At 71.2% G+C, this 12,301-nt stretch carries 13 protein-coding genes; 10 read left to right on the top strand and 3 right to left on the bottom strand.

The window, feature by feature from the left end; translation table 11 throughout:
- The 3 genes from VLI41_RS12135 to VLI41_RS12125 form a co-directional block, all read left to right on the top strand.
- Nucleotides 1–541: acyl-CoA dehydrogenase family protein (locus tag VLI41_RS12135; RefSeq protein WP_325268340.1), on the top strand; the 541-nt coding region annotated here is incomplete at its 5' end.
- 92 nt (nucleotides 542–633) lie between these two features.
- Nucleotides 634–2,982 (top strand): PAS domain S-box protein, encoded by a 2,349-nt coding sequence (locus VLI41_RS12130; RefSeq protein ID WP_325268339.1) that lies wholly within the window; start codon nucleotides 634–636, stop codon nucleotides 2,980–2,982.
- A 77-nt stretch (nucleotides 2,983–3,059) separates the two neighbouring features.
- Nucleotides 3,060–4,733 carry an MFS transporter gene (locus VLI41_RS12125; RefSeq protein ID WP_325268338.1) on the top strand — a complete coding sequence of 558 codons (1,674 nt, stop codon included), beginning with the start codon at nucleotides 3,060–3,062 and terminating at the stop codon, nucleotides 4,731–4,733.
- On the opposite strand, the gene VLI41_RS12120 is transcribed toward VLI41_RS12125, so the two are convergent.
- On the bottom strand, nucleotides 4,730–5,620 hold the full coding sequence (locus tag VLI41_RS12120; protein WP_325268337.1) for an NAD(P)-dependent oxidoreductase: 891 nt from the start codon (nucleotides 5,618–5,620) through the stop codon (nucleotides 4,730–4,732). The two genes, VLI41_RS12125 and VLI41_RS12120, sit on opposite strands and share 4 nt — an antisense overlap.
- Nucleotides 5,621–5,632: 12 nt before the next feature.
- Nucleotides 5,633–5,986, bottom strand: coding sequence for a c-type cytochrome (locus VLI41_RS12115; protein WP_325268336.1), 354 nt, complete (start codon nucleotides 5,984–5,986; stop codon nucleotides 5,633–5,635).
- 126 nt (nucleotides 5,987–6,112) lie between these two features.
- On the opposite strand from VLI41_RS12115, the gene VLI41_RS12110 reads away from it, so the two are divergent.
- Together VLI41_RS12110 and VLI41_RS12105 are read left to right on the top strand one after the other, a co-directional pair.
- Entirely contained in the window at nucleotides 6,113–6,625 is a 513-nt protein-coding gene (locus tag VLI41_RS12110; protein WP_325268335.1) for a (2Fe-2S)-binding protein, read from the top strand.
- A gap of 12 nt (nucleotides 6,626–6,637) precedes the next feature.
- Nucleotides 6,638–8,836 (top strand): xanthine dehydrogenase family protein molybdopterin-binding subunit, encoded by a 2,199-nt coding sequence (locus tag VLI41_RS12105; protein WP_325268334.1) that lies wholly within the window; start codon nucleotides 6,638–6,640, stop codon nucleotides 8,834–8,836.
- Between the two features lie 26 nt (nucleotides 8,837–8,862).
- Here VLI41_RS12105 and VLI41_RS12100 read toward each other — a convergent pair whose 3' ends face one another.
- On the bottom strand, nucleotides 8,863–9,450 hold the full coding sequence (locus VLI41_RS12100; RefSeq protein WP_325268333.1) for a nucleotidyltransferase family protein: 588 nt from the start codon (nucleotides 9,448–9,450) through the stop codon (nucleotides 8,863–8,865).
- Nucleotides 9,451–9,479: 29 nt separating this feature from the next.
- Between VLI41_RS12100 and moaA the strand changes: the two genes are divergently transcribed.
- Genes moaA through moaC form a run of 5 tightly spaced genes read left to right on the top strand, consistent with a single transcriptional unit; the run spans nucleotide 9,480 to nucleotide 12,222 of the window.
- Complete coding sequence (gene moaA, locus VLI41_RS12095; protein ID WP_325268332.1) at nucleotides 9,480–10,508, top strand: GTP 3',8-cyclase MoaA; 1,029 nt, start codon at nucleotides 9,480–9,482, stop codon at nucleotides 10,506–10,508.
- Nucleotide 10,509: 1 nt separating this feature from the next.
- A complete protein-coding gene (locus tag VLI41_RS12090) occupies nucleotides 10,510–10,752 on the top strand; it encodes a MoaD/ThiS family protein (RefSeq protein WP_325268331.1) in 243 nt (80 codons plus the stop codon).
- The gene (locus tag VLI41_RS12085; RefSeq protein ID WP_325268330.1) at nucleotides 10,749–11,204 is read left to right on the top strand and encodes a molybdenum cofactor biosynthesis protein MoaE; all 456 of its coding nucleotides are present in this window, start codon (nucleotides 10,749–10,751) and stop codon (nucleotides 11,202–11,204) included. The genes VLI41_RS12090 and VLI41_RS12085 overlap by 4 nt, the downstream gene beginning before the upstream one ends.
- Nucleotides 11,204–11,758 carry a molybdenum cofactor biosynthesis protein B gene (gene moaB / locus VLI41_RS12080; protein WP_325268329.1) on the top strand — a complete coding sequence of 185 codons (555 nt, stop codon included), beginning with the start codon at nucleotides 11,204–11,206 and terminating at the stop codon, nucleotides 11,756–11,758. Before VLI41_RS12085 ends, moaB begins: the two co-directional genes overlap by 1 nt.
- Entirely contained in the window at nucleotides 11,755–12,222 is a 468-nt protein-coding gene (gene moaC, locus VLI41_RS12075) for a cyclic pyranopterin monophosphate synthase MoaC (RefSeq protein WP_325268328.1), read from the top strand. The genes moaB and moaC overlap by 4 nt, the downstream gene beginning before the upstream one ends.
- The last annotated feature ends 79 nt before the right edge of the window (nucleotides 12,223–12,301 follow it).

Here is a 12,301-nt window from a genome sequence, read left to right as displayed (position 1 = left end):
CCTGCGCGCCTCGGTGACGGGCGAGATCTCGCTCACGGACGTAGTCGTCTCCGACGACGCCATCCTGCCCAACGTCGAGGGGCTGCGCGGGCCGTTCTCATGCCTGAACAAGGCGCGCTACGGGATCGCCTGGGGCGCCATGGGCGCCGCCGAGTTCTGCCTGCACGCCAGCCGCGACTACGTCTCCAGCCGCAGCCTGTTCGGGCGCACCCTGGGCTCGCGCCAGCTGGTGCAGAAGAAGCTGGCCGACATGTCCACCGAGATCGCGCTGGGCTTCGAGGGCGCGCTGGCGCTCGGCCGGCTGATCGACGAGGGCGCCTGGGTCCCCGAAGCCATCTCCATGATGAAGCGGAACAATTGCGGCAAGGCGCTGGCCATCGCCCGCGAGGCGCGCGACATCCACGGCGGCAACGGCATCTCCGGCGAGTATCACGTGATGCGCCATGCGGCGAACCTGGAGACGGTGAACACCTACGAGGGCGCCCACGACGTCCATGCGCTGATCCTGGGCCGCGCCATCACCGGCGAGAACGCCTTCTAGAATTCGCCCATGGCGGGCAGCCGCGGAGCTTCGCCCCAACCTTGTGTTTACCTGCGCGGCGTTAAGGGTCGCGGCCGGGAACTGGGGGACCCATGGTCCGCAAGGCGCCATCGCAACAACGGAACAGGCCCGACCTGATCCGGCTGCTGTTCGAGAACAGCGGCGACCTGATGCTCCTCGTCGGACCCGACCGGCGCGTCGCGCTGGTCAATCCGGCGTGGGAGCGGATCGCCGGCTGGCGCGAGGACGAGGTCGTCGGACGGCGCACGTTCGATCTCTGGCATCCCGACGACCTGCCGGGCATCCGCGCGCGGCTGGATGCGAGCGAAGTGGGCAAGGTGGCGGAATCGCAAGCCCGCCTGAAGCTGAAGCGCGGCGGCTATCTGTGGGTCGCGGCCCGACGGCAGATGACCGCCGACGGCTATCACATCCTGTGCCTGCGCGACGCCTCGGCCGAGCGCGCCCGGGTGCAGGAACTGGACGACGCGCGCCGCACCCGCAAGATGCTGGGCGCCTCCGCCGGCGTGGGCATCTGGAGCTACGATCCGGTCCGCGACCGCATCTCCTGGTCGGACGAGCTCGCGGCCATGCTGGGCATCGATGCGGCGAAGGTGGCCAGCCGCAAGGACCACGGCGACCTGATCCATGGGCGCGACCGGCGGCGCTCGCAGGCGGTGTTCCAACGGTGCGTGCGAACCGGCGCGCCCGCCCAGATCGAGCACAGGGTCCGCGCCCACGGCGGCTGGAAGACGGTGCGGGTCACCATCCGCACCGAACCCGCGGCCAATGGCCTCTTCATCATGCATGGCATATCGGAGGACATCACCGAGCTCGCCGCCGCGCGCGACGCGGCCCGCCGCGGCGAGCAGCAGATGCGCAAGGCCCGCCGCGAGGCCCACGACCTGGCGACGCGCCTGAACCTCGCGCTGAAGGCCGCCGAGGCCGGCGTCTACGAGATCGACCATGTCCGGAAGACCTTCTGGGTCTCGCCCGAGTTCGAGCGGGTGACCGGCCTGGCGGGCGCGACCTACGAAGAGGCCACGGAGCTGCGTTTCCCGGGCTTCCATCCCGACGACCTGGAGTACGTGCGCAACTCGCTGCGGGAAATGCGCCGCAAGGACTCGGCGGACGTCTTCGAGGCGCGGATCATCCGGCCGGATGGCGAGACCCGCTGGGTGCGTGTCAGCCATGACCGCGAGATCAACCGCGAAGGGCGCTGGGTCAGGGCGATCGGCCTGATGCAGGACATCGACGAGCGCAAGCGCCAGGAGCTGGCGCTGATCGAGGCGCAGCAGGCCGCCCAGGCGGCGGCAGAGGCCAAGGCGGCCTTCCTGGCCAACATGAGCCACGAGATCCGCACCCCGATGAACGGGGTGATGGGCGTGTTGCATCTCCTCAAGGCGGAGACCCTGACGGACGACGGGCGGCGGATGCTCGAGGAGGCGCTCTCCTGCGGCCAGATGCTGGCCGAGTTGCTCAACGACGTCATCGACTTCTCCAAGATCGAGGCTGGCCGGCTCGAGCTCGCGATGGAACCGGCAGATGTCGCCGGCCTGGTGGGCGGGGTGGTGCGCCTCCTCAAGCCGCAGGCCGAGGCCAAGGGCCTGGCGCTCGACGCCGAGGTCGATCGGGAGATCGGCTGGGTGCGCGTCGATCCGGTGCGCGTGCGCCAGGCGCTGTTCAACCTGGTCGGAAATGCGGTGAAGTTCACCGAGCGGGGCCACGTCAAGGTGCGCTGCCTCACCCCCTCGCCCGGCGTCCTGCGCTTCGAGGTGGAGGACACCGGCGTCGGCATCCCGACCGCGGCCCAGCCGCGCATCTTCCAGCGCTTCGACCAGGGCGACGCCTCGACGACGCGGCGGTTCGGCGGCTCCGGCCTGGGACTCGCCATCACCAAGCGCCTGGCCGAGCTGATGTCCGGCGACGTGGGCTTTTCTTCTGCGGAAGGGCGAGGGTCCACCTTCTGGCTGGAGATCGCCGCCGAGCCCGCCGCGGCCGCCACCCCGAAGCCCGAAGCGCTCGAGCGCGTGCTCGAGGGGCTTCGCATCCTGGTCGTCGAGGACAACGCCACCAACCGGATGATCGCCACCAAGTTGCTGGAGAGCCTCGGCGCTTCGGTCGATACGGCGGCCGACGGCTATCTCGGCGTGGAGGCCGCAAGCCGCGGCGGCTTCGACCTGATTCTGATGGACGTGCAGATGCCGGGCATCGACGGCCTGGAGGCCGCGCGACGCATCCGCGCGCTCGGCGGGCCAGCCTCGGTGGCGCCGATCGTGGCGCTCACCGCCAATGTGCTGTCGCACCAGAAGGAGCGCTATCTCGACGCCGGCATGGACGGGGTGGTCGGCAAGCCGATCTCGCCCGCGACGCTGATCGCCGAGATCGCCCGCCTCGGCCGCGCCGAACCGCCGGCGGACCGCGATGAGGCCGCGGTCGCCTGAACGCGACGAACCCCCGCCCTTCCAAGGGCTTGATCCCGGGTGCTAGACCTTCCCGAAAGTTCGGGGAGAGATGCAAGATGGCCGAGTTGGCCGCCGCGGGCCTGACGCCCGCCAGGACCACATCCTTGCGCACCGTGGTGGCGGCCTCGGCCGCCGGCACCGCCTTCGAGTGGTACGACTTCTTCGTCTTCGGCAGCCTGGCCCAGGTGATCGCCCGGACCTTCTTCTCGGGCCTTCCGGAGGCCGCCGGCTACATCGCAGCCCTTGCGCTGTTCGGCGCGGGCTTCCTGTTCCGGCCGATCGGAGCCCTGGTGTTCGGGCGCATCGGCGACCGGCTGGGCCGCAAGGGCGCGTTCCTGGTGACCGTCACCCTGATGGGCGGGGCGACTTTCCTCATCGGCGTGCTGCCGTCCTACGCGGCCGTCGGCATCCTCTCGCCGGCCCTGCTGGTGCTGATGCGGATCGTCCAGGGCTTCGCGCTCGGCGGCGAATACGGCGGCGCGGCGATCTATGTGGCCGAGCACGCACGCGTCGACGCCCGCGGCCGCTCCACCGGCTGGGTGCAGACCTCGGCCGCCTTCGGCCTCTTCGCGGCGCTGCTGGTGATCCTGTTCAGCCGATTGATCATCGGCCGGCAGTTCGGGCCCGCCGCGTTCGACGCCTGGGGCTGGCGGATACCGTTCCTGGTCTCGGCGGGCCTGCTGGCGATCTCGATCTACATGCGCCTGAAGCTTTCCGAGAGCCCTGCCTTCGCGCGGATGAAGGCGCGCGGCGAGGGCTCCAAGGCGCCCTACGCCGAAGCCTTCGGGCAGTGGCCGAACCTCAAGGTGGTGCTGCTGGCGCTGGTCGCCATCATGAGCGCCCAGGGCGCGGTCTGGTACGCGGCGTTCTTCTACAGCCAGACCTTCATGGAGAAGTTCCTGAAGGTGGAGCCTGCGACCATCAACTTCCTGATGATGGCGGCGACGGCGGTCAGCGCCGTCGGCTACGTCTGGTTCGGCTGGCTCTCCGACAAGATCGGCCGCAAGCCCGTGATGCTGTTCGGCATGACGCTGATGCTCGTGGCCTATTTCCCGGGCTTCCATGGGCTCGCCCGGACGCTGAACCCGGCGCTGGCGGAAGCCGAGGCGCGCACGCCGGTGACGGTGATCGCCGACCCTGCCGACTGCTCGCTGCAATTCGACCCGATCGGCAAGGCGAGCTTCACCTCGTCCTGCGACATCGCCAAGGGCGCGCTGGCCAACGCAGGGGTCTCCTACCGCAACGTGGCGGCGCCGAAGGGCGCTGCGGCCATGGTCCGGATCGGCCTGATCACCATCCCGTCGGCCGATGCGCGCGGCCTGCCGAAAGACGTCGCCAAGTCCGTCAGGGCGAGCGTCGAGACCAAGGTGAAGGGCGCGCTCGCCCACGCGGGCTATCCCGCCAAGGCGGATCCGGCGCGGATGAACCTGTGGGGCGCGTTCGGCGTCCTGCTGGTGTTCGTGATCGCCGCCACCGCCCTCTACGGCCCGATCGCCGCCTGCCTCGTGGAGCTGTTCCCGACCCGGATCCGCTACACGGCCATGAGCCTGCCCTACAACATCGGGACGGGGTGGATCGGCGGCTTCGTGCCGTTCACCGCCTTCGCCATCGTGGCGGCGGTCGGCAACATCTACTCCGGCCTCTGGTACCCGTTCGCGTTCACCGCGCTGTCGGTGGTGACCTGCCTGATCCTCCTGCCGGAGACCAAGGAGCGGCCGCTGGACCGCTAAGGCGCGACGGGGAGCACGCGGACCTCGGCCCCGAGCTCGCTCAGGGCGCGGATCTCGGCCGGATCGGGGTCCGCCGCGGCCAGGCGGATCACCCGCAAGCCCTGCCGCGCCAGCTCCGCCAGACGTTCGGGCGCCGCCTCGCTCGCCGCGCATCGCTCGGCCTCGCGGCGGGCGAGCGCCACGACGTCGGCATCCAGCCCATCGTCCAGCACCAGCACGTCGGCGGCGGCGAGCGCGCGGGCGGCGGCCAGCGTCAGCCGCTCGGCCGGGCCCACGCCGCGCAGGAACTCGATCCGCCCCGGCGGCGGCGCGCCCGAGGCCAGCGCCTCGCGCAGCCGCGCCCTGGCGGTCTCCATGTCGCCGCCGGCGGCGGCCTCGGCGGCCGGGCTGGAGAGCGCCGCCCGCAGGAAGGCGCGGCGAGCATGCGGCTCGGGCAGGGCTTCGCGAACCTCCGCCTGCAGGCTGCGCAGCAGCGCCGCGACACGGCCGGCGCCCTCCGGCACCCTGGCTTCGATGTCATGCCGCAACAGGGTCGCCAGCATCGGCGAGGCGCCCCCCGTGCCGATGGCCGCCACCACCTCGCCGCGGTCGATCACCGCGGGCGTGGTGAAGTCGCAGAGCGCCGGCCGATCGGCGACATTGAGCGGCACATGCGCCGCGCGCGCCGCGGCCGCGGCCTGCTCGGCGAAGGCGTCGTCGTCGGAGCCGATGAAGGCGAGGGCGGCGCCGGCGTAGGATGCGGGATCGAGCGCCGCCTCCCCCTCCAGCCGCACGATGCGGGCGGGCGAGCCCGCGAGCAGCCTCAGCTTGGCCTCCGCCGCAGGCCCTGTCCCCGCCACCACGACCGTGCGGCCGGCGAGCGGGAAAAAGGCGGGGAAGGCGTCCATCGGCCGTGGCCGCTACTTCAGGGTATGCAGGTAGGCGATGATCGCCGCGCGCGCGTCGTCGGCGGGCACGGAGACCGGCATCTTGGTCCCCGGCGCAAACGCCATCGGGCTTTTCAGGAACGTGTCCAGGTTGGCGTCGGTCCAGGTCTGGTCGCCCATGGCCTTCAGCGCCGGCGAGTAGGTGAAGTCAGGCCGCGCGGCGATCTTGGCGCCGGCGACCCCGGCGAGCGAAGGGGCGAGCGGGGTGCTGGCGTCCTGGTGGCAGGCGCGGCACTGCATGGAAAACAGCTGGCCGCCGTCCTGTTGCGCCAACGCCGGGCCGGCGACGAGCACAAGCGCTGCGGCGGCGAGGGCGAAGCGGATCATGATCTCTCCATTGGGCTTGCGTCCAGGACCGCAGAACCTAGCGGCTTGCGGCCATCTCCCGCAACTTCGCCGCCGTTGCGCGGAATCCGAACAGCGTTAGCATGCCGCGGACTCGGGGAGGGCCAGATGGCGGCGACGCTTCAGATCAACGGCAAGGCGGTGCAGGTCAAGGCGGCGCCTGAGACGCCGCTGCTGTGGGTGCTGCGTGACGAACTCTCGATGACCGGCTCGAAGTACGGCTGCGGCGTGGGCCAGTGCGGCGCCTGCACCGTTCTGGCCGATGGCCAGCCGATCCGCTCCTGCTCGACGCCGATCTCGGCGCTGGGGACCGCCAAGATCACAACCATCGAGGGCCTCGGCGGGGATCATCCGGTGCAGCAGGCCTGGATCCGGCACGACGTGCCGCAGTGCGGCTACTGCCAGTCGGGCCAGATCATGGGCGCGGTCGCGCTGCTGGCCCAGAAGCCCAAGCCGACCGACGACGACATCTCCTCCGCGATGGACGGCAACATCTGCCGCTGCGGGAGCTACCAGCGCATTCGCGCCGCCATCAAGGACGCCGCCGGCCTGCCGCAGGTCGCGTCCAGTCCGCCGCCGCTGCAGGCGCCTTCCGCGCCCGCGTCGGCGGCGAAGATCTGAGGAGGGCGAGCCATGACCAAGATGCTCGAGCGCATGACCGTCCGCGGCGCCACCCGGCGCGAGGCGCTCACCGTGGGCGCGACCCTGGTGGGCGGGGCCCTGGTGGTGGGCTGCTCGCCCGCCAACGTGATGGCCGACATCCTCAGCCTCGGCGCGAAGAGCGACTTCGGCGCCTTCGGCCCGTTCATCAAGGTGGACCCGAGCGGCTGGGTGACGGTGGTCTGCAAGCATATCGAGGTGGGCCAGGGGAACCATGCCGGACTGGCGGCGCTGGCCAGCGAGGAGCTCGACGCCGACTGGGCCAAGGTGAAGACCGAGCACGCCCCCGCCAACGCCAAGGTCTACGCCAATTCCGCGATGGGAGTGCAGGGCACGGGCGGCTCATCGGCCATCCCGAACTCCTGGCTGCAGCTTCGCACCGCGGGCGCGGCGGCGCGGGCGATGTTCGTGCAGGCGGCGGCGAGCAAGTGGAACGCGCCCGCCGCCGAGATCACCGTGCAGAACGGCGTGGTCGCCCACGCCAAGAGCGGCAAGCAGGCCGGGTTCGGCGAGCTGGTGGCGGACGCGGCCAAGGTCGCCCCGCCCAAGACTCCGACGCTGAAGGATCCGAAGAGCTTCACCCTGATCGGCACCGATCGCGTCCGCCGCAAGGACGCGGTCGCCAAGAGCACCGGGACGGCGACCTACACCCAGGACATCCACCTGCCGAACATGCTGACGGCCATGGTGGCGCACGCGCCGAAGTTCGGAGCGAAGCTCGTCTCCTTCGACGACAAGGCGGCCCGCCAGGTCCCGGGCGTGGTCGAGGTGTTCCAGATCCCCTCGGGCGTGGCGGTCGTGGCGGAGAACACCTGGGCCGCCCGCCAGGGCCGCGACGCCCTGAAGGTCAACTGGGACGTCTCCAAGGCCGAGAGCCGCAGCACCGACCAGCTCGCCCAATGGTACCGCGACCTCGCCGCGGGGAAGGCTCCCGCGGGCGACCTGAAGTGGGCGGCGTTCGAGGCGCGCGGCGCAGCGCCGGCGCCGGGCGGCCAGGCGGCTCTGGAAACCAGCTATGACTTCCCGTACCTCGCCCACGCGACCATGGAGCCGATGAACTGCGTGGCCATCGTCGACGGCGCCAGCTGCAGGATCATCTCGGCCTCGCAGTCGCCGACCCTCGACCAACTGAACGCGGCCAAGATCGTCGGCAACCTGCCCGGCAACATCGAGGTGCAGACGCTGTTCGCCGGCGGCTCGTTCGGACGGCGCACCAACTTCCAGTCCGATTACGCCGCCGAGGCGGTGCACATCGCCAAGACCGTCGGCCATGGCCGCCCGGTGAAGCTGGTCTGGACCCGCGAGGACGACATGCGCGCGGGCTACTACCGGCCGATGGTGCACCACGCCTTGCGGATCACCACCGACAAGGACGGCTTCCCGGCGAGCTGGCGCCAGCGGGTCGTCACCCAGTCGATCATGAAGGGCTCGCCGATGGGCACGCCCAAGCTGGATTCGACCTCGGTGGAGGGGGCCATGGGCTCGCCCTACCTGAAGGCGACGCCGGTGGTGGACGCCCAGGTGCTGAGCCCGGAGGTCGGCGTGCCGGTGCTCTGGTGGCGCTCGGTGGGCGCCACCCACACGGCATTCGTGATGGAGCACACCATCGACCAGCTGGCCCGCAAGGCCGGCAAGGACCCGGTGGACTACCGCCGCGCCCTCTACGTCAAGGCCGGCGCGAACCGGCACCTGGCCGCGCTGAACCTCGCCGCCGAGAAGGCCGGCTGGGGAACGCCCGCGCCCGCCGGCTGGACCCGCGGGGCCGCCGTGCACGAGAGCTTCGGCTCGGTGGTGGCGCAGATCGCCGAGGTGAAGCTGGAGAACGGCGTCCCCAGGGTGGGCCGCGTGGTCACCGCCATCGACTGCGGAACCCCGATCGCCCGCGACCAGATCGCCGCCCAGATGGAGGGCGGGACCTGCCTCGGCCTCTCGGCGGCGCTCTTCGGCAAGATGACGCTCAAGGACGGCGCCGTGCAGGAGGGCAACTTCGACGGCTACCGCGTGCTGCGGAACTCCGAGGCGCCGACGGTCGAGACCTATATCGTCCCCTCGACCAATCCGCCGAGCGGGGTGGGCGAGCCGGGGACCCCGGTGATCGCGCCGGCGGTCGCCAACGCGCTGCTCGCCCTGGGCCAGCCGCCCACGACCAGCCTGCCGTTCGTGAAGGGGTGAGGCCTTCTCCCCTTGCGGGAGAAGGATCACGAGTCGAGATCGCCCCGCTCGTCCACGTCGAACAGAACCCCGTCGTCGGGGGCCTCCACGAGCGCCAGGCGGTCGCCGAGGCGCTGCAGCACCGCGCGGGCGCCGGCGTCGCCGGTGAGGGCCAGCAGATCAGGGAAGAGCGCGCGGCCGAGCAGGACGGGATTGCCGCGGCGGCTTTGGAACACCGGGGCGGCGGCGTCCGCGCCCGCAGCAAGCGCGTCGGCGAGAGCTGCAAGCACCGAATGCGGTACGCGCGGCATGTCGCCCAGGAAGACGAAGGCGCCGGCCGCGTCTTCGGGGAGGCTGGCGATCCCCGTTCGGAGCGAGGCGCCCATTCCCTCCGTGTGGTCGGCCGCGTGGACGATCTTGACGCGCGGATCGAAGGCGCGGGCGGCGGCGGCCACGCGCGCGGCCTCCGCGCCCGTGACCACGGTCACGGAGCGCGCCGGGGCGGCGAAGGCCGCGGCCAGCGCGCCGTCCAGCAGCACCCCGCCGCCATAGGGGGCCGTCAGCTTGCCACCGCCGAAACGGGCCCCCGATCCGGCCGCCAGCACGATGGCTTCCAAGCCGGCCTCTGTCGCCAAGCGCCGATCCTCTCTATGTTTGCAGCTGCATGACGCCCTACGACGGACCCTCCGCGCAAGACCGGCCGCCGCTGATCGACGGCTTCGGCCGCACCGTGACCTACCTGCGGGTCTCGGTGACCGACCGCTGCGACCTGCGTTGCGTCTACTGCATGGCCGAGCACATGAGCTTCCTGCCGAAGGCGGAAGTGCTGACCCTGGAGGAGCTCGACCGCATCGCCTCGGCCTTTGTGGGACTGGGGGTGAGGAAGCTGCGCATCACCGGTGGCGAGCCGCTGGTGCGCAAGGGCGTGATGGGCCTGTTCGGGGCGCTGTCGCGGCATCTCGCGACCGGCGCGCTGGACGAGCTGACCTTGACCACGAACGGGACGCGGCTGGCGGAGTTCGCAGCCCCGCTGGCCGAGCTGGGCGTCAGGCGCGTGAACGTGTCGCTCGACACCCTCAAGCCCGAGCTGTTCCGCACCCTGACCCGCGGCGGCGACCTGGCCAAGGTGCTGACCGGCATCGGGGCGGCGCAGGCCGCGGGCCTGAAGGTGAAGCTCAACGCCGTCGCGCTGAAGGACGACAACGCCGCGGAGCTGCCCGAGCTGATCCGCTGGGCGCACGCACGCGGCTGCGAGGTGACGCTGATCGAGACCATGCCTTTGGGCGAGATCGAGGCCGACCGCACGGACCAGTATCTGTCGCTGGGGGCGCTCCGGCGCGAGCTGGAGAGCTTCTGGACCCTCACCGACATCCCGCTCTCCACTGGCGGGCCGGCGCGCTATGTCGAGGTCGCCGAGACCGGCGGCCGGCTGGGCTTCATCACGCCGCTCAGCCACAATTTCTGCGAAGCCTGCAACCGGGTGCGGCTGACCTGCACCGGCACCTTGCACACCTGCCTGGGCCAGGAAGACGCCGCCGATCTTCGCGCGGTGCTGCGGGCGGGCGGCTCGGACCAGGACCTGATCGAGGCGATCCGGCTGGCGGTCGACGGCAAACCCAAGGGCCACGACTTCCGCATCGAGCGCGCGGCCCGGCCGGCGGTCGCGCGGCACATGTCGACCACCGGGGGCTGAGATGGCCCGTGTGCTGCTGTTCGGCCCCTTGCGCGACCTCGCCGGCTGGCGCGAGCGCGACATCGACGACGCGCGCTGCGTGAGCGCGCTGAAGGCCCGGCTCGCCGAAGAAGACGAGCGCCTGGGGGAGGCGCTCTGCGGCCCTGGCGTGAAGGTCGCCATCGACCAGGCGATCGTCAACGGCGACGCGGCGATCGGGCCGCGCGCCGAGGTCGCCTTCCTGCCCCCGATGAGCGGCGGATGACCGTCTCGCTCACCGAGACGCCGTTCGATGCGGGCGAGCTTCTGAGCCGGTTCTGCCGGGGCCGCTCGGAAACCGGCGCGGTCGCGACCTTCACCGGCATCGCCCGGGCGGAAGGCGGCGAGGCGAACACCCTCGAGCTCGAGGCCTATCCGGGCTTCACCGAGGCGGAGATCGGCAGGATCGCCGAAGGCGCGCGGGCCCGGTTCGGGCTCGACGACCTGCTCATCCTGCACCGCGTCGGCCGGATCGCGTCCGGCGAGGCGATCGTCTTCGTGGCGACCGCGGCCAAGCACCGGCGCGAGGCCTTCGAGGCCTGCGACTTCCTGATGGACTACTTGAAGTCGCGCGCGCCGTTCTGGAAGAAGGAGCATGGTCCGGGCGGCGCCCGCTGGATCGAGCCCCGCGAGCAGGACCACGCCGACCTCTCGCGATGGGAGAAGGAGAAGAGCTGATGGACGCGCCCGTGCTCAAGGCCGGCGGCCGGATCAACGAGAAGCTGCCGATCAAGCCCGTGAAGATCGCGGTCCTGACCATCTCCGACACCCGCGACGAGGAGAGCGACACCTCGGGCCACGTCCTGGCCGAGCGGGTGACCGGGGCCGGCCACGAACTGGTCGGCAAGGCGATCGTGGCGGACGACATCGAGGCCATCCGCCGCCAGGTGAACGCCTGGATCGACGCCGGCGAGGTCGAGGCCATCGTCACCACCGGCGGCACCGGGATCACCGGCCGCGACGTGACGCCCGAGGCGATCCGGCCATTGTTCGACAAGGAGATCGACGGCTTCTCGGTGATCTTCCACCTGGTCAGCTACCAGTCCGTGGGGCTCTCGACGCTGCAGTCGCGGGCGCTGGCCGGCCTGGTGCGCGGGGTGTTCGTGTTCTGCCTGCCAGGCTCCAACGGCGCGGTGAAGGACGGCTGGGACAAGGTGATCTCCGCCCAGCTCGACAGCCGCCACGGCCCCTGCAACATGGTCGAGCTGATGCCGCGGCTGATGGAAACGTGAGCAAGCTCTCCCACCTCGACGAGACCGGCCGCGCCCGGATGGTGGATGTCTCCGGCAAGGCCGAGACGGTCCGCGAGGCGGTCGCCGAGGGCTTCGTCCGCATGGCGCCCGAGACGCTGCGGCTCGCCATATCCGGCGCCGGTCGCAAGGGCGACGTGCGCGCGGTCGCCGAGATCGCCGGCGTCATGGCGGCGAAGAAGACCTCCGAGCTGATCCCCATGTGCCATCCGCTGCCGATCAGCCAGGCGGAGGTGCGCATCGAGCCGGCGGAGGACGGGCTCGCCGTGACGGCCAGGGTGAAGACCACGGGGCGGACGGGCGTCGAGATGGAGGCCCTGACCGCCGTCTCGGTCGCCTGCCTGACGCTCTACGACATGCTGAAGGCCGCCGAGAAGACCATGGTCATCGAGGCCGTGAAGCTGGTCTCCAAGTCGGGCGGCAAGTCGGGCGACTGGCGGGCATGAAGCTGCTCAGCGTCGACGACGCACGCGCCCGCATGCTGGCGGAGATCGCGCCGCTTCCCGTCGAGCGCGTGCGGCTGTC

It is taken from the genome of Phenylobacterium sp. (genome assembly GCF_035475775.1).
GTDB lineage: Bacteria > Pseudomonadota > Alphaproteobacteria > Caulobacterales > Caulobacteraceae > Phenylobacterium.
The sequence above is the reverse complement of the archived record's forward strand: the minus strand, read 5'-3'. Positions and strand labels throughout refer to the sequence as shown.